The 16,010-nt window shown below is 64.2% G+C and carries 16 protein-coding genes; 11 read left to right on the top strand and 5 right to left on the bottom strand.

What is annotated here, in order from left to right; all coding sequences use genetic code 11:
- Positions 1-339: sugar-binding domain-containing protein (locus tag A2J03_RS27205; protein ID WP_231912733.1), on the top strand; the 339-nt coding region annotated here is incomplete at its 5' end.
- 19 nt (positions 340-358) lie between these two features.
- Here the strand turns inward: A2J03_RS27205 and A2J03_RS27200 are convergent.
- From A2J03_RS27200 to A2J03_RS27190, 3 genes are all read right to left on the bottom strand, one after another.
- On the bottom strand, positions 359-1,186 hold the full coding sequence (locus tag A2J03_RS27200) for an aldo/keto reductase (RefSeq protein ID WP_068380591.1): 828 nt from the start codon (positions 1,184-1,186) through the stop codon (positions 359-361).
- A gap of 20 nt (positions 1,187-1,206) precedes the next feature.
- On the bottom strand, positions 1,207-2,184 hold the full coding sequence (locus A2J03_RS27195; protein WP_068380588.1) for a Gfo/Idh/MocA family oxidoreductase: 978 nt from the start codon (positions 2,182-2,184) through the stop codon (positions 1,207-1,209).
- 77 nt (positions 2,185-2,261) lie between these two features.
- Positions 2,262-3,314: a LacI family DNA-binding transcriptional regulator gene (locus A2J03_RS27190; RefSeq protein ID WP_068380586.1), complete on the bottom strand. Its 1,053-nt coding sequence runs from the start codon at positions 3,312-3,314 to the stop codon at positions 2,262-2,264.
- Positions 3,315-3,421: 107 nt separating this feature from the next.
- Here A2J03_RS27190 and A2J03_RS27185 point away from each other — a divergent pair, with 107 nt between their 5' ends.
- The 4 genes from A2J03_RS27185 (at position 3,422) to A2J03_RS27170 (ending at position 7,061) form a co-directional block, all read left to right on the top strand.
- The gene (locus A2J03_RS27185) at positions 3,422-4,429 is read left to right on the top strand and encodes a Gfo/Idh/MocA family protein (protein ID WP_068380580.1); all 1,008 of its coding nucleotides are present in this window, start codon (positions 3,422-3,424) and stop codon (positions 4,427-4,429) included.
- Positions 4,426-5,334 carry a sugar phosphate isomerase/epimerase family protein gene (locus tag A2J03_RS27180; RefSeq protein ID WP_068380577.1) on the top strand — a complete coding sequence of 303 codons (909 nt, stop codon included), beginning with the start codon at positions 4,426-4,428 and terminating at the stop codon, positions 5,332-5,334. The genes A2J03_RS27185 and A2J03_RS27180 overlap by 4 nt, the downstream gene beginning before the upstream one ends.
- Positions 5,331-6,311 carry a Gfo/Idh/MocA family protein gene (locus tag A2J03_RS27175; protein ID WP_068380574.1) on the top strand — a complete coding sequence of 327 codons (981 nt, stop codon included), beginning with the start codon at positions 5,331-5,333 and terminating at the stop codon, positions 6,309-6,311. Before A2J03_RS27180 ends, A2J03_RS27175 begins: the two co-directional genes overlap by 4 nt.
- A gap of 69 nt (positions 6,312-6,380) precedes the next feature.
- The gene (locus tag A2J03_RS27170; RefSeq protein WP_068380571.1) at positions 6,381-7,061 is read left to right on the top strand and encodes a TIGR00266 family protein; all 681 of its coding nucleotides are present in this window, start codon (positions 6,381-6,383) and stop codon (positions 7,059-7,061) included.
- 94 nt (positions 7,062-7,155) lie between these two features.
- Here A2J03_RS27170 and A2J03_RS27165 read toward each other — a convergent pair whose 3' ends face one another.
- Positions 7,156-8,319: a Gfo/Idh/MocA family protein gene (locus tag A2J03_RS27165; RefSeq protein ID WP_269455250.1), complete on the bottom strand. Its 1,164-nt coding sequence runs from the start codon at positions 8,317-8,319 to the stop codon at positions 7,156-7,158.
- Between the two features lie 125 nt (positions 8,320-8,444).
- Here A2J03_RS27165 and A2J03_RS27160 point away from each other — a divergent pair, with 125 nt between their 5' ends.
- The gene (locus A2J03_RS27160) at positions 8,445-9,452 is read left to right on the top strand and encodes a LacI family DNA-binding transcriptional regulator (protein WP_068380570.1); all 1,008 of its coding nucleotides are present in this window, start codon (positions 8,445-8,447) and stop codon (positions 9,450-9,452) included.
- A 9-nt stretch (positions 9,453-9,461) separates the two neighbouring features.
- Here A2J03_RS27160 and A2J03_RS27155 read toward each other — a convergent pair whose 3' ends face one another.
- Positions 9,462-10,247 carry a GntR family transcriptional regulator gene (locus tag A2J03_RS27155; protein WP_082898123.1) on the bottom strand — a complete coding sequence of 262 codons (786 nt, stop codon included), beginning with the start codon at positions 10,245-10,247 and terminating at the stop codon, positions 9,462-9,464.
- Between the two features lie 199 nt (positions 10,248-10,446).
- Between A2J03_RS27155 and iolC the strand changes: the two genes are divergently transcribed.
- The 5 genes from iolC to A2J03_RS27130 form a co-directional block, all read left to right on the top strand.
- Positions 10,447-11,460 carry a 5-dehydro-2-deoxygluconokinase gene (gene iolC, locus A2J03_RS27150; protein WP_068380568.1) on the top strand — a complete coding sequence of 338 codons (1,014 nt, stop codon included), beginning with the start codon at positions 10,447-10,449 and terminating at the stop codon, positions 11,458-11,460.
- Positions 11,453-12,352, top strand: a complete 900-nt coding sequence (locus tag A2J03_RS27145; RefSeq protein ID WP_068380566.1) for a Cgl0159 family (beta/alpha)8-fold protein — start codon at positions 11,453-11,455, stop codon at positions 12,350-12,352. Before iolC ends, A2J03_RS27145 begins: the two co-directional genes overlap by 8 nt.
- 3 nt (positions 12,353-12,355) lie before the next feature.
- Positions 12,356-13,237 carry a 5-deoxy-glucuronate isomerase gene (iolB, locus tag A2J03_RS27140; RefSeq protein WP_068380563.1) on the top strand — a complete coding sequence of 294 codons (882 nt, stop codon included), beginning with the start codon at positions 12,356-12,358 and terminating at the stop codon, positions 13,235-13,237.
- Positions 13,234-15,222 (top strand): 3D-(3,5/4)-trihydroxycyclohexane-1,2-dione acylhydrolase (decyclizing), encoded by a 1,989-nt coding sequence (gene iolD / locus A2J03_RS27135; protein WP_197481000.1) that lies wholly within the window; start codon positions 13,234-13,236, stop codon positions 15,220-15,222. The genes iolB and iolD overlap by 4 nt, the downstream gene beginning before the upstream one ends.
- A gap of 143 nt (positions 15,223-15,365) precedes the next feature.
- On the top strand, positions 15,366-16,010 hold a 645-nt coding region (locus A2J03_RS27130; protein WP_197480999.1), incomplete at its 3' end, for a serine hydrolase.

Here is a 16,010-nt window from a genome sequence, read left to right as displayed (position 1 = left end):
GTCTTCTCCATCGGCGTCGTCAGCGGTGCGGTGCCCAGCCACGTGTACAGCGCGGGCTATCTCGAACGTCGTGATCGCGCCGAACTCGAACGTGACGGCGTCGTCGGCGACATCGCGACAGTGTTTCTGCGATCCGATGGCAGCTACGACCGTATCGCCCTGAACGACCGATCCAGCGGACCCAGCCTCGATCGACTCAAGGCGGTCCCCCGCCGACTGTGCATCGTTGCGGGCGAGTCCAAACTCGATGCGCTGAACGCGGCCCTGAAAGGTGGTTTGATCACCGACCTGGTGATCGACGACATCAGCGCCGCGGAGTTGATATTGCGTTCGCCCTGAGTCACGTGCACTCGCGGTGTCAGAACTCCTCGTACTCGTCCGGGTCCTGACCCCAGATCCGCCCGCGCTCCAAACCGGAGATGGCTGCCATCTCGTCGTCGGTCAGCTCGAAGCCGAAGATGTCCAGGTTCTGTTTCTGGCGATCCGGGTTCGAGGATTTGGGCAGCGGTACCGCACCCAACTGGATGTGCCACCGCAGCACCACCTGTCCTGCGGAGACACCGTGCGCTGCGGCCGCCTCGGCGACGGGTGGCGCTGTCAGTAGTTCCGATCCGCGTCCGAGCGGGCTCCAACTCTCGGTGACGATGCCGTGTTCGGCGTGGTACGCCCGAAGATCCGCCTGCGGAAAATAGGGGTGAAGCTCGATCTGGTTGACCGACGGCACCACCGATGTCTCCGAAACAAGTCGATCGAGATGCGCGACAGTGAAATTCGATACCCCGATGGATCTGACCACACCCTCCTTCTGGAGGTCGATCATTGCGCGCCACGTATCGATGTACTTGTCCACCTTGGGCAACGGCCAGTGGATCAGCAGCAGATCGATGTAGTCGACTCCGAGATTGTCGAGCGACGTCCGCGCGGATTCCTTGGCCTCGTCGTAGCCGTGAAGACGTCCGGGGATCTTCGTCGTGATCAGGATGTCCTCGCGCGGAACGCTCGACGCGGCGACTGCTCGTCCGACACCTGGCTCGGTTTCGTACCGAAGCGCGGTGTCGATGAGGCGATAGCCCGAGTCCAACGCTGCTGTCACCGTCGCAGCCATGTCTTCGCCTTCGGACTGCACGGTCCCGAGACCGATGACGGGAAGAGCGGTTCCGTCGTTCAGAGTGACAGTCGGTGTCATGTGTTCCTCCAGAAAGTACGTCAGTATTCGACGGTAACCGTGCGGCCACCGTCGTTCATCGATTCCACCAATGCGTCCGCGACGATCCCAGCGCGGAGCCCGGCCTCTGCATCGGCGAGGGTCGACGGTCGTCCCTGCTCGATCGAATCGACCCATTCCTGCAGTTCGAGTCGATATGCCTCGGAGTAGCGCGGTATCCAGTCGAGCGGGTAGTCGATGGAACGACGAAGCCCGCTGTCGACGACGACGTGCGCCGGGACTGCGAACGATGCAACACCGTCCTCGCCGACGATCTCGCACCGAGTGTCGTAACCGTAGCGCGCATTGACGAAGAGTTCGAGTGTGATCAGGACGTCGGATTCGGTGCGCAGCAACATGATCTGCGGATCCTGGCGGATTCCCGAATGCTTCGAGGTACGGCCCGCATGCCAGCTGACCTCGGTGATCGGCGACCCGAGCAACCACGGCATGATATCGAGTTCGTGTATCGCGGAGTTGGTGATGGTCGCCGACGAGCCTCCAGGCCCGACCTGCACGTTTCTGCTGACACAGTGCGCAACGAGCCTCTCTCCGATTCGCTCCACGGACGCTGCGCGCTCGAGCTCGGCGTACGCAGGATCGAATCTCCGCATGAATCCGACGGTGATCAGATCCCGTTCTCCCTGGGCGGCAATGATGCCGCGGCACTCCGCCGCGGTCGGCGCAAGCGGCTTCTCGCACAGCACCGGCTTGTTCGCAGCAAGCGCGGCATGAACCAGTTCAGCATGAGTCGAGTCGTGCGAGGCGACGATGACGGCGTCGACGCTGTCATCGGCGATCAGCGCGAATGCGTCTGCGGAAACGGAAGCGTCGCGCAGTTCGGCGGCGACCGACGACGCGCGCCCGGCATCGAAGTCGGCGACGGCGGACACCTCCGCGCCCGAAATCGAGCCGTTGATCTTACGAGCGTGGTCGGCTCCCATGATGCCGACACCGACGATTCCGACGCGTACTGTCATTCGTTGAGTATGACATCAGAATGTCCGGACAAAATAGGAATTGTTGAGATTCCCACCCCCGTGCGGCAGCGCTACGGTCATTTTTCCCGCACCGGCGGGTGCGGTGTGTTGAACCTCGTCAGCACCTGGATTCGGGACGGCTCGCTGACGACGCCCGAAAATCCCCCGCCCGCCTGCATGAGCAACCGACAGGCCAGCCGTGCATCGGCACGGAGGTCATGATGAAGAACTGCAGACAGCGCGCCCGATTTCAACAATGTGCGGTTGTCGCTGTCCAGGTCGTGGCCGATGAAGACACGGCACCGTCGCCCCGCCCGTCCGAATGCTCGGACCGCCCCGGCGTTTCCGCCACCGATGGAGTAGACGGCCTCGATTCCCTCGTGTTCGGTGAGCGCGCGGTGAACCAGCCGTTCCACGGTCTCGTCGCGTCCTTCGCTGTCCGTGATCTCTACGACCCGCCTGCCCGCCGCGGCACCGCGCTCGGCACCCAACGCGCGCAGAGTGGTTCGGAATCCGATCTCGCGTTCCCCTTCGTTGCGGAAGATATTGCTCGTCGAGATCACGAGAACCGACGAGTCGGCGTCGCCGAGCCAGCTGTCCACCAGATACGCCGCGGTTGCCCCCGCCGCACGGTTGTCGATTCCCACATAGTCCAACCTCCTGCTGGCCGGAACATCCGTCACGTAGGTCACGACCGGAATTCCTTTGTCGACCAGGCGGTCGAGGGCCGCGATCACGTCCGGATCGTCCGGCGCCTTGACTATCACTCCCTGGGATCCACGGCTGGTGAACTTGCCGAGCGTCTCGACCATCGCCGCGACGGACTCGGTTTCTCTGAAGTGAAACCTGCACCGAACGACGGCGGGTGACAGCATCGGCAGTTCCGCTTCCACCGCCGCCCTGAACTCGGCGGAGAATCGGGCGGGTGACTGCATGACGACGTCGAACAAGAACTTCCGACCGTTGAGCCGCAGTTGGGATCGCTGCTTGTCGAGATCGGAAATTGCCTGCTGCACTTCCGCTCTCGTGTCTGCGCGTACACCCGCGCGCTCGTGGAGCACTCGGTCGACCGTCGCCTCGCTCAGACCTGCCTGCTGGGCTATCTCGCGAACCTTGTACCGATGAGTCACTCTCGCCCCTGAGGTGTTTTTGATGGCATTTGCTGGTTGATCCTACGGCAAGGACGGGTCAGACTCGAGGTCCGAGATGTCTCCCTCCGAATCAAGGACCACCACTGATGGGCGTAACCGTCGGCGTCATCGGCCTCGGCCGAATCGGCGCATTCCATTCCGAAACGTTGAGTACGCTGCCCGGCGTCGACGGCCTCGTCGTGACGGACGAACGGCCGACGGTGACCGAGTCCGTAGCGACCAAGCTCGGCGCTACGGCAGTGGAGAACGCTGCCGCGATGCTCGCCTCCGGGGTGGACGGCGTGGTCGTCGCCGCCGCGACCCCCGCGCACGCAGCACTTGTTCTCGCCTGCGTCGACGCCGGTATTCCGGTGTTCTGCGAGAAGCCGATCGCTGCCACACCGGCCGAGAGCCTCGCCGTCGCCGCGGGCATCGAGTCCAGTGGCGTCGAGGTTCAGATCGGCTACAACCGTCGATTCGCACCCGCGTTCGCCGCTGCCAAGAACGCCGCCGCGTCGGGCGATCTCGGGTGGCTGCACACCGTTCGCTCCACGACCCTCGATCCCGCTCCCCCACCCCTGGAATACGTTGCCGTGTCCGGCGGAATCTTTCGCGATTGCAGCGTTCACGACTTCGACATCGTCCGCTGGATCGTGGGCCACGAGGTCACCGAGGTGTATGCCGCGGGATCCAACCAAGGCGACCCGAAATTCACCGAGTACGGCGACGTCGATACCGCCACCACCACACTCACTTTCGAGAACGGCACTATCGGAGTCGTCTCCAACACGCGCTACAACGCCCGTGGATACGATTGTCGACTCGAGGTGCACGGCTCGAACGATGCCGTCGTCGCCGGATGGGACGAGCAGGTACCGGTCCGAAATCTGGAAGCCGGAACCACATTCCCGAACGGCACCCCCCACGCGTTCTTCATGGATCGGTTCTCCTCCGCTTATCAGGTGGAGTTGAGCGCGTTCGTCGACGTGATCGCCGGCCGAATTCCATCGCCCTGCACGCCGCGCGACGCCCTCGAGGTGGCCTATATCGCCGAGGCTGCATCATTGTCCATGCACCAGCACCGCCCGGTGCGGATCGACGAGGTACGACTATGAACAGCATCAGCACGAACACCGACATCCGCATTGCCGGAGCCCCTATCTCCTGGGGCGTCTGTGAGGTCCCCGGCTGGGGCTACCAGATCGCGCCCGACCGCGTCCTGACCGAGATGCGTGATGCAGGACTGACCGCAACCGAAGTCGGCCCCGAGGGTTTCCTTCCTTCCGACCCGAACGAGTTGGCCGCAACACTCGACACGTTCGGCCTGAAATCCGTCGGCGGATTCGCACCGGTATTGCTGCACGAAGAAGACCACGATCCGGTCCCCGGCATCGCGCCCTTGCTCGACGCCTTCATCGCCTCCCGTGCCGAGGTGCTCGTGCTCGCTGCTGCCACCGGCAGCGAAGGCTACGACTCTCGTCCCGATCTCGACGACGCTCAGTGGAACACGTTGCTACGCAACCTCGATCGCCTAGGCGCGGCGGCTGCCGAGCGTGGCATCCGCGCTGTGTTGCACCCGCACATCGGCACCATGGTCGAGAAGCGAGACGAGGTCTATCGTGTTCTCGACGGCTCGACCATTCCACTGTGCCTCGACACCGGGCACCTTCTGATCGGCGGCACCGACCCACTCGAACTGGTGCAGGCACACTCCTCGCGCATAGCGCACGCTCATCTCAAGGACGTCGATGCGGCACTCGCCGCGCGCGTCCAGTCCGGTGAACTCACCTACACCGAAGCCGTCGCACAGGGCATGTACACCCCGCTCGGTACCGGTGACGCGCACATCGGCACGGTCGTGAACGAGCTGCTGGACGCCGGTTTCGACGGCTGGTTCGTGCTCGAGCAGGACACGATCCTCGACGCCGAGCCGACCGACGCGGGACCGGTCACCGATGTCATCGCCAGTGTTGCGTACCTACGTAGCGTCGTGGATGCGCGCGTGGCGTCGACCGTATGAGTGGTCTTCGGATCGGCGTTCTCGGCGCCTCGCGCATCGCCGAGGTAGCACTCGTCGAACCAGCACATATTCTCGGCCATCGAATCGTCGCGTGTGCTGCGCGTGATCGCGACAGGGCCGAGATCTTTGCCGAAAAGCACGGCGTGGAGCGGGTTCTCGACTCCTACGATGCCGTCGTCGCCGATCCTGAAATCGATGTGATCTACAACCCGCTGGCGAACTCACTGCACGCGCCGTGGAACCTGGCAGCGATTCGAGCGGGAAAGCCTGTGCTTACGGAGAAGCCGTTCGCGCGAGACCGAGCCGAGGCGGTACTGGTCGCCGACGCCGCTGCTGCCGCAGGAGTGACGGTGATGGAGGGCTTCCACTACGTGTTCCATCCCGTGACCAGGCGGGTGCAACAGCTGGTCGAGGACGGCTCGCTCGGCGAGCTTCGGCATATCGAGGTCGTCATGCGTATGCCTGCTCCCGAGCCGGACGACCTCCGATGGTCGCTCGACCTCGCAGGTGGCGTCATGATGGACCTCGGTTGCTACGGGCTACACGCTGCCCCTTTGTTCGGGCAGTATGCGGGTGGCATTCCCGAGATAGCGGCGGCTACTGCGGTAGAGCGGCACCCCGGCGTCGACGAGTCGTTCGATGTTGCGCTCCACTACCCCAGCGGGGCGACGGGAACCTTGTCGAACTCCATGATCGATCCGGGCTACCTGTTCACCCTCGCCCTGTCCGGATCGAAAGGTCAGGCATTCGCGCACAACTACATCAAGCCCAACGAAGACGACCGAGTCACCGTCACGATCGGATCGACGACGACCGTCGAGCATCTCGGGACGCGTACCTCGTACACGTATCAGCTGGAGTCGTTCGCCGACCACGTTCTCGATGGAACGCCCCTTCCTCTCGATGCCGCCGACGGTGTCGCCAACATGGCGATGATCGACGACGCCTACCGAAAAGCGGGTATGTCGCCGCGGTAGAGAAATCACCCTCTACCTTCGTCCCGAGACGACGACGCCACTGTGCCTGCTGGCCTACGATCCTGTCGCATGGATATTCAACTACGTCATGCACCGTCCTCGACCGTCGCCCGCTGCGTGCTCGCGCCAGGTGAGGCCATCAACGTCGAGGGCGGGTCGATGCTCGCGTGCTCGGCTCAGATGCACGTCGAGGCAAGCACGCCAGGAGGCTTCCTCGGTGGCCTCAAGCGGGCCGCGCTCAGCGAAGGTTCCTACTTCGTCACCACCTACACGGCCCCTCCCCAGGGCGGCTGGGTGGACGTCGCAGGCCGCCTCCCAGGAGACACGATCGCGTTGCCCATCATGCCCGGCCAGGACTTCTACCTCAGCCAGGGATCGTGGCTGGCCAACTCGCGCGGAGTATCGGTCGACTCGCAGTGGGGTGGAATGAAGAACGTCTTCGGCGGCCAAGGCGGATTCGGCTTCAAGGCAAGCGGTGACGGACACGCCTTGATCGCGGTCTACGGCGCCATCGATACCTTCGATCTCGCGGCGGGAGAGTCGATCACGATCGACTCCGGGCACGTGGTGGCCTATCACCTGGCAATGCAGTTCGAGCTGCGTCGAGCGGTGCGCGGCAAGACGATGCAGTCGCTCAAGTCGGGTGAAGGCTGGGTCTTCGACTTCACCGGTCCCGGCAGAGTTCTGACCCAAACCCGGAACCCGAGGGAACTGGAGCGGCTGATCGTGGAGAAATCGGCGTCGAACTGACCGTTGGTGCGGGCGTCCCGCCCAGTGGCACGAAAGAGTGCACCCCAATGCACTCAACCGTGCCACTGGGCGGGACGCCCGAAATCCGAAACCGCTACGCGCCCGGCCTGACCCAACGACCCGAGGACACCGATTCCGTCATCGCGTCGAGCACCTCGGCGCTACGGACGGCGTCCCACACCGTCGCTCCGACCGGCTTGCCATCGGCAATGGACTGCAGGAACCGCTTGGCCTCGATGACCTTGAGGTCGTCGTAGCCCATCGCCGACGCGGAACCAGGCTGGAATGCACCGTACTCGCCCTGCTGTGGTCCGACGTAGATGGTGGATACGGGCTGATCCTGATAACGATCACCGACGCTGAGTGCCAGCTCTCCGAGGCGACGGAAGTCCCAGAACACCGCGCCCTTGGTGCCGTGAATCTCGAAGCCGTACGCATTCTGCTCACCGACCGCCACACGACTGGCCTCCAACGTCGCACGAGCGCCGGACGCGAGACGAATCTGACTGCTGACGAAATCCTCGTTCTCCACCGGCCCGAGTTCGCCGCCGGTTGCGAGGGCGTGCCCGCTGGTCGCGCCGGTGGGCTTCGCGCGTTCGGGAACGAACACCGCGGTATCTGCGACGAGAGAGTCGATGTCGCCCAACAGATACCAGAGCAGATCTGCGCCGTGTGACGCCAGATCGCCGAGCACTCCGTTGCCGCCGCGGGCCCGCTCGAAGCGCCAGCTGAGTGCGCCGTCGGGATGCGCGGCGTAATCACTGAAGAAACGGAACCGTGCATGCGTGACGGTGCCGATGTCTCCGGACTCGATGATCACCTTCGCTTGTTCGACAGCGGGCGCGTTGCGATAGTTGAAGCCGACAGCAGTCTGGACTCCCGCCTTGTCTGCGGCCAGCGCAACGGCGCGTGCATCGTCGGCCGAAAGTCCGACCGGCTTCTCGATCCAGATGTGCTTTCCAGCCTCGACCATGGCTGTTCCGATGCTGCGGTGCAGGAAATTCGGGGCCGTGATCGACACCGCGTCGATGGACGAGTCGAACTCGATGTCGTGCCAGTCGGTCGTGGCGTTCTCGAATCCGAATTGCGCCGCGGCTTGTTCGGCGCGGCCGGGAACCTCGTCTGCCACCGACGCCAAGGTCGGCGTGAGCGCGAGCTCGGGATAGTGGTGCAGCAGGCGGGCGTATGCCTGCGTATGCACCCGACCCATCCAGCCGAAACCGGCCACACCCACACGAATGTTCTTCGTCGAACTCACCTCGATCTACTCCGTGCAGTCGCGAACCGGCCGCGTTGGACCGGTCCAATGTCTAGTAGAGTGTGCGACATGCACCGCTGACGTGTCAATACCGGCAGCGAGCACCGCGCACGAGAGGACAGCTCATGACCCAACCGACCATTCGAACGGTCGCCGCGCACGCTGGGGTATCGAAGTCTCTTGTCTCCCTGGTGCTTCGCGGGTCCAGTTCGGTGAGCGAGGAGAAGCGGACTGCCGTCGAGAACGCCATCCGTGAGCTGGGTTATCGCCCCAACCTGAGCGCGCGCAGCCTGACGCAGAAGCGCACGAACATCGTCGGCGTACTCCTGAACGATCTGCGCAATCCGTGGTTCGTCGACTGCCTCGAAGGCATGAATTCGATTCTGCAGCAGCATGATCTGAAGATGTTCCTCGCCGACGGCAGACTCGACCGCAGTTCCGACGCGTCGTACCTCGAAAGCTTCATGAACTTACGGCTGGACGGACTCGCCCTCGTCGGCACTCGAGCGACCACACCCGCCATTACCCAGGCAGCCGCGACGATGCCCACCGTCGTCGTAGCAAGTCGAGATCTGGAGTGCGCTGGAGTGGACGTCGTCGCCAACGACGACGAACTCGGGACGAGGCTCGCCGTCGACCATCTCGCCGACCTCGGCCATCGCCGAATCGCCCACCTGGCAGGCGTAGGCGCCGTCGCCGACATCCGCGCGGACAGCTATCGCGACGCGATGACCAGGCACGGCCTCGCGAAGTTCATTCGGGTGGTACCGAGTGGAATGACCGAGGACGACGGGCACGGTGCGGCGCGCACCCTTCTCGACGGACGCTCCAGGCCTTCTGCTGTCTACGCCGTCAACGACATGGTGGCGATCGGAGCGATGACGGCATGTCAGGAGCGCGGGCTCGCGATTCCACTCGACATCTCGATCATCGGCTACGACAACACCTACCTCGCCCGGCTACGGCACGTGCAGCTGACCAGCGTGGACAACGCAACGGTCGAGGTCGGACGGCGTGCCGCGAGTGCGCTGATCCAGCGGATCGCCGACCCGAAGGCCCCTGGGTCTCTGGAACTGGTGCCGCCGGCGCTGCATGTCCGAGGATCGACTACCACCCCGCCCCGGAGCAGCTAGCCGTTCGAATCAGCGATCGACGACGGTGGTGTCGAAGTAATACCGCGACGCCCGGTAGGCGTGGGCACCGAACTCCACGACGCTGCCCGAATCGTCGAATGCCGTGCGGTGCATGGTGAGCAGTGGTGCCTTGTACTTCTCGTCCAGCAACAGTGCTTCCTCGCGGTCGGCCGCCTTCGCCCCGATTCGTTGGCGCGCCAACCGAATATGAACGCCCCTGGTCCGCAACGATTGGTACAGGCCCTGCGACTCGAGCTCGTCCGGATCGGGAGCAATCGCCGACGGCAGGTGGTTCGTCATCACCGCGAGAGGCTCACCGTTGGTACTGCGAAGTCTGCGAATGGTCACCACTTCGGTGTCGTCGAGGATATTCAACTCGCGTGCGACCTCGGCCGTCGCGATCCCGACGTGATAGTCGAGCAACTTGGTCGACGGACTCTGACCGGCACGAGCCAGGTCGTCGAACAAGCTGGTGAGTTCGACCGGACGATGGACCGGGCTCTGCACGACCTGGGTGCCGACGCCCCGCTTGCGCACGAGGAGGCCCTTGTCCACGAGCTCCTGGATGGCCCGGCGCGTGGTCGGCCTCGACAGGTTCAGCCGCTTCGCGAGCGCGAGTTCGTTCTCGAAGCGGTCGCCCGGCGCGAGATGTCCACTGAGTATTGCGGCCTCGATCGCCTGGGCGAGCTGGAAGTACAACGGAACAGGGCTGCCTCGGTCGAGCTCGACAGAAAGCGGAGTCGCTACCGCACTGGGCGTCCGCGGTTCACCTGTCGACACATTCGATGCAGTCACAGCGCTTGCTCCGTTTCTCCTCCGGGGCCGTCAGTCTTCGCCCAGCTTGATCGGAAGTGTAGGCGAACACTAACATCACCTTGACTTGAAGTAAGAATGTCAGGACAAACTATTGACATGAACGTGTGAACTGGCGCACAGTGGATGCCGACAGCCCACGACCCGCGCGAACAACTCCTCCCCCGTTCCCAACACCCCAATGGAGTCGATCTTGACCACCACAGCCGACGCGAACACCACGGCCTTCGACGTCCTTGCCATCGGGCGCAGCGGCGTCGACATCTACCCATTGCAGACCGGTGTGGGCCTGGAGGACGTCGAATCGTTCGGCAAGTTCCTCGGTGGGAGCGCAGCGAACGTCTCCGTGGCCGCGGCTCGGCTCGGCTGCAGATCCGCACTGATTTCGGGCGTCGGAAACGATCCGTTCGGACGCTACGTCTCCGCCGAATTGGCCCGCCTCGGCGTCGACAATCGCTTCGTCGTGACCGATGCCCAGTTCGCCACGCCCGTCACGTTCTGTGAGATTTTCCCGCCGGACGATTTCCCGCTGTACTTCTACCGGAAGCCCTCCGCACCGGACCTGCAGATTCGCCCCGAGAACATCGACGTCGACGCCGTGCAGAGTGCACGCCTGTACTGGTCGACTGTCACCGGATTGTCCGAGGAGCCCAGCCGCAGTGCACACTTCGCCGCGTGGGAAGCTCGTGGCCGCGCTCCGCTGACCGTTCTGGATCTCGACTACCGCCCGATGTTCTGGGAGACGACAGCCGACGCCACCGAGCAGGTCCGCCGAGCGCTCCAGCACGTCACCGTCGCCGTCGGCAACAAGGAAGAGTGTGAGATCGCTGTCGGAGAGACCGATCCGCACAAGGCTGCCGACGCCCTCCTGGATCTGGGTGTCGAACTCGCGATCGTCAAGATGGGCCCCAAGGGAGTGATGGGCAAGACCAGGACCCATACGGTCACAGTCCCGCCGAATGTCGTCGACGTCGTCAACGGTCTCGGCGCAGGTGACAGTTTCGGTGGATCGCTCTGCCACGGTCTCCTCGAAGGCTGGCCGCTGGAGAAGATTCTTCGCTACGGCAATGCTGCGGGCGCGATCGTCGCCTCACGTCTCGAATGCTCGACGGCCATGCCCACCGCTGTCGAGGTCGCAACTCTCGCAGAAGAATCCGCCCCCGAAGATTCCAGCAACGAGGCCGTCAATGCCTGACACCGCCATGACCTCTCCGGCCGCGGCCACGTATTCCGACGTGACCGCACTCCGCGCCAGCGATCCGCAAGCCATCGACCGCGCGTGGGCCACGCGAGTCACCCGCGAGACCATTCGAGGCAACGGCAGGCTCATGATCGTCGCAGCCGATCACCCGGCGCGCGGCGCACTGTCGGTCGGCGGCAACGCAACCGCCATGAACAGCCGGACCGAACTCCTCGATCGTCTGCGCACGGCGCTCGCCAACCCTGGCGTCGACGGAGTTCTCGCCTCGTCGGAGATCTTGGACGACCTGGTGCTGCTCGGCGCGCTCGAGGACAAAGTCGTCTTCTCCTCGATGAACCGCGGCGGGTTGGCCGGCGCTTCGTTCGAATTCGACGACAGAATGACCGGCGCCACCGCGGCGTCCACCGCCAAGGCGCGGATGAACGGCGCGAAGATGCTCACGCGCATCGCCCTCGACGATCCCGGCACTCTAGGGACGATGACGGCCTGTGCTCAGGCAATCGACGAACTCGCCGCCCATCAGCTCATCGCGATGGTCGAGCCGTTCCTCTCCAGCCGCATCGACGGCAAGGTTACGAACGACCTCAGCGCCGATGCCGTCATCAAGTCCATCCACATCACCCAGGGTCTCGGATCAACCTCGGCCTACACGTGGATGAAACTTCCCGTCGTCGCCGAGATGGAACGCGTCATGGATGCCACGACACTTCCGACGCTTCTGCTCGGCGGAGATCCGCAGACGGCGCCCGAGGAAACGTACGCGAGTTGGGCCCAGGCCCTGGAAATCCCGGCGGTGCGCGGCCTGATCGTCGGGCGCACCCTGCTCTACCCGCCGGACGGCGACGTCGAAGCAGCCGTCGGTACCGCCGTCGACATGGTGAGGTGAGAGATGAACTCCGAGTACTACATTGCAGCAGGTTCGGGTAGCAAGGACGGGTTCGACGTCGTCGTGACGCCGGATTCTGCTGGCTGGAGCGAATCCAGCCTGTGGACAATCACGCTCGCCCCTGGAGCATCCGCGGATCTGAACTCGGGAGGCGACGAGATCATGGTCGTACCCCTGTCCGGTTCGGCGACCGTCAGCAGCGACGGCACCGAGTTCACCCTCCGCGGACGCGCCTCGGTCTTCGACGGACCGTCCGACTTCGTCTATGTCGGAAAGGGTTCCGCGTACACGATCGGAAGCCGCGACGGCGGGCGGTTCGCCTTGTGCGGCGCACGGGCCGAGAAGAAGCTCCCGTTCCGCTACGTGCCTGCAGCCGACATCTCCGTCGAGCTCCGTGGCGCAGGCAACTGCAGCCGCCAGGTGCACAACTTCGGCACCGCCGACACGTTCGAGGCCGACTCGCTCATCGCCTGCGAGGTCATCACTCCGGGCGGAAACTGGTCGTCCTACCCGGGACACAAGCACGACGAGAACACCGAGAACGAATCGGAACTCGAAGAGATCTACTATTTCGAGATCGCCGAAGGTCCGGACGGTAGTAACGGATTCGGCTACCACCGCGTCTACGGCACTCCGCAACGCCCGATCGAGGTGCTCGAAGAGGTTCGCACGGGCGACGTCGTCCTCGTACCCCACGGCTACCACGGCCCGTCCGTCGCAGCTCCGGGCTATCACATGTACTACCTCAACGTCATGGCCGGACCGGGCAAAGAACGCGCCTGGAACATCGTCGACGATCCCGAGCACACCTGGATCCGTGGTACCTGGGCGGACCAGGCCGTCGATTCTCGTCTTCCACTTCACACCGCATCCGAAGGAGCATGACCGTGGTGTCCACCGCGCCGATCTCGGCGAACAAGACCGAGAACACCGAACCCACTGTGCACCTCACCGTCGCTCAGGCGGTTGTGCAGTTCCTGGCCAACCAGTACGTCGAGCGCGACGGCGTCCGCACCAAGTTCTTCGCCGGCATGTTCGGCATCTTCGGCCACGGCAACGTCGCAGGCCTCGGTCAGGCGTTGCTGCAAGCCGAGATCGACGCCGCTGAAGCGGGGACCGAACCCGAGCTCCCCTACGTCCTCGGCCGCAACGAACAAGCCATGGTGCACAGCGCCGTCGCCTACGCTCGGCAGAAGGACCGACTGCAGGCATGGGCCGTCACAGCAAGTGTCGGACCGGGCGCAACGAACATGCTGACCGGCGCCGCGCTCGCCACCATCAACCGTCTACCCGTATTGCTGCTTCCCGCAGACACATTCGCGACGCGGGCAAGCGCTCCCGTTCTGCAGGAGCTCGAACTCCCATCGAGCGGTGACGTCACCGTCAACGATGCCTTCAAGCCTCTCTCGCGCTACTTCGACCGTGTGTGGCGTCCGGAGCAGCTGCCAAGTGCACTGCTCGGCGCGATGCGCGTACTCACCGATCCGGTCGAGACCGGAGCTGCAACCATCGCTATCCCGCAGGACGTTCAAGCCGAGGCATTCGATTGGCCGGAGTCACTGTTCGCACCGCGCACATGGCACGTCGCTCGCCCGCTACCGGAGAAGTCGGTGATCACACGCGCCGCCGAGGTCATCAGAAGCGCCACGAAGCCGATGATCGTCGCAGGCGGCGGCGTCATCTACTCCGGCGCCACCGAGGCCCTCGCGTCGCTCTGCGAGACGACGGGAATCCCGGTCGGGCAGAGCCAGGCCGGAAAGGGATCACTGCCGTACGACCATCCGCAATCGGTCGGCGCCGTCGGCTCGACCGGCACCACCGCAGCCAACGCTCTCGCGACCGAGGCCGATGTGATCATCGGAATCGGAACGCGCTACAGCGATTTCACGTCTGCGTCACGCACTGCGTTCAACAACCCGAATGTCCGCTTCGTGAACATCAACGTCGCGTCGATCGACTCGGTCAAGCAGGGCGGCACCTCGGTCGTCTCCGATGCTCGTGAGGCCCTCGACGCTCTGGCAGTCGAGCTGGCCGACTACGAGGTAAATCCCGATTACCGCACTCGCACAGCGGACCTGGCCTTCGAATGGGACCGGACCGTGTCCTCGGCCTACGAGATCGAGGATCCCACCGCACCGTTGAATCAGAACCAGGTCATCGGGCTGGTCAACACACTCTCCGATCCCCGCGATGTCGTGGTGTGCGCTGCGGGTTCGATGCCGGGAGATCTGCATAAACTCTGGCGCATTCGCGATGCCAAGGGCTATCACGTCGAATACGGGTTCTCGTGCATGGGCTACGAGGTGGCCGGCGGCATCGGCGCCAAGATGGCCGAACCCGATCGCGACGTGTTCGTCATGGTCGGCGACGGCTCCTACCTCATGATGGCGACCGAATTGGTCACCGCCGTGCAGGAGGGCGTCAAGATCATCATGATCCTGGTGCAGAACCACGGGTTCGCCTCCATCGGCTCGCTGTCGGAATCCCTGGGCTCCCAACGCTTCGGTACCGCCTATCGCTACCGAGGGGACGGCGGGGCGAGCGGAGCGACGGGGCTGTTGAAGGGTCGTCTCGATGGTGGAATTCTGCCGGTCGATCTGGCTGCGAACGCGGCGAGCCTCGGAGTAGACGTCGTGCGCGTGAACAACGGCTCCGAGTTCACCGACGCAGTCAAGGCCGCCAAGGCTAGCGAGACCACAACGGTCATTCACGTCGAGACCGATCCCCTTGTCGCTGCGCCGGATTCCGAGTCCTGGTGGGATGTTCCGGTCAGCGCCACCTCGACACTCGAGTCCACTCGAGATGCGTACGCCACCTACGAGAAGTGGAAGAAGATCCAGCGCCCCTTCCTCCGTCCGTCCAGCGACTAGTACCAGAGGACGTCGTGGGCCGACCTCGAGTGCACGATATGACCGGTATTTGTCCGAATTCCGCGGATTCGGGTCGATCGTGTGCGCGCACGACCGGTGGGTCGGACTGTAGGCGAGCATCTCAGCACCTAGGGTGATTCGCGATGAGAACGATTTCACGGGTGACCGCTGCCCTCGCGACGACCGCTGTCCTACTCACGACGGCCGGTCCCGCGTTCGCACAACCGATCGAGTCACCGACCGAAACCACGACGACACCGTTCGCGACGCCGAACACCGACGACTGTCCGTTCGCGACGTCGCCACCTCCTGCGATCGATCTGTCCGAGGTCCCCGCGCCCGGTGAAACGGTGCCCCCGCCGCTGCCGGTCCCCGCTGACGCTGTCGGTGGTGCGAAGCTCGGCCAGTGCGGGACGGTTACCCCTGACGGTGCACCGCCGCTACCGGCGGACATCTCGGCTACCGGTTGGGTTCTCTCGGACCTCGACTCCGGAGACGTCATCGCTGCCAAGGACCCGCACGGGCGCTACCGCCCGGCGAGCACGATCAAGATCCTGCTGGCCCTCGTCGCGCTCGAGGAACTGGACCTGAACACGACCATCATCGCTACTGCCGAGGACGCGAACACCGAAGGCAGCGCGGTCGGGATCGGGAAAGGCGGCGTGTACACCAACTTTCAGCTGATGCAGGGCCTGGTGATGGCGTCGGGAAACGACGCCGCCCATGCGCTCGCAGCTCAGCTCGGCGGCGACGCACGGACGGTGGCGAAGATGAACGCCGAAGCACAG

Origin of the sequence: Rhodococcus sp. EPR-157 (genome assembly GCF_001647195.1) — a bacterium.
Classification (GTDB): domain Bacteria; phylum Actinomycetota; class Actinomycetes; order Mycobacteriales; family Mycobacteriaceae; genus Rhodococcoides.
This window is presented reverse-complemented; position numbering and strand designations above follow the sequence as displayed.

What these genes read in the sequence shown, in the direction of transcription:
- A2J03_RS27145 (WP_068380566.1), top strand. Translation starts at nt 11,453, where the DNA reads ATGCCTGACACCGCCATGACCTCTCCGGCCGCGGCCACGTATTCCGAC.
- A2J03_RS27195 (WP_068380588.1), bottom strand. Translation starts at nt 2,184, where the DNA reads ATGACAGTACGCGTCGGAATCGTCGGTGTCGGCATCATGGGAGCCGAC.
- A2J03_RS27185 (WP_068380580.1), top strand. Translation starts at nt 3,422, where the DNA reads ATGGGCGTAACCGTCGGCGTCATCGGCCTCGGCCGAATCGGCGCATTC.
- A2J03_RS27160 (WP_068380570.1), top strand. Translation starts at nt 8,445, where the DNA reads ATGACCCAACCGACCATTCGAACGGTCGCCGCGCACGCTGGGGTATCG.
- iolD (WP_197481000.1), top strand. Translation starts at nt 13,234, where the DNA reads ATGACCGTGGTGTCCACCGCGCCGATCTCGGCGAACAAGACCGAGAAC.
- A2J03_RS27175 (WP_068380574.1), top strand. Translation starts at nt 5,331, where the DNA reads ATGAGTGGTCTTCGGATCGGCGTTCTCGGCGCCTCGCGCATCGCCGAG.
- iolC (WP_068380568.1), top strand. Translation starts at nt 10,447, where the DNA reads ATGGAGTCGATCTTGACCACCACAGCCGACGCGAACACCACGGCCTTC.
- A2J03_RS27180 (WP_068380577.1), top strand. Translation starts at nt 4,426, where the DNA reads ATGAACAGCATCAGCACGAACACCGACATCCGCATTGCCGGAGCCCCT.
- iolB (WP_068380563.1), top strand. Translation starts at nt 12,356, where the DNA reads ATGAACTCCGAGTACTACATTGCAGCAGGTTCGGGTAGCAAGGACGGG.
- A2J03_RS27170 (WP_068380571.1), top strand. Translation starts at nt 6,381, where the DNA reads ATGGATATTCAACTACGTCATGCACCGTCCTCGACCGTCGCCCGCTGC.
- A2J03_RS27200 (WP_068380591.1), bottom strand. Translation starts at nt 1,186, where the DNA reads ATGACACCGACTGTCACTCTGAACGACGGAACCGCTCTTCCCGTCATC.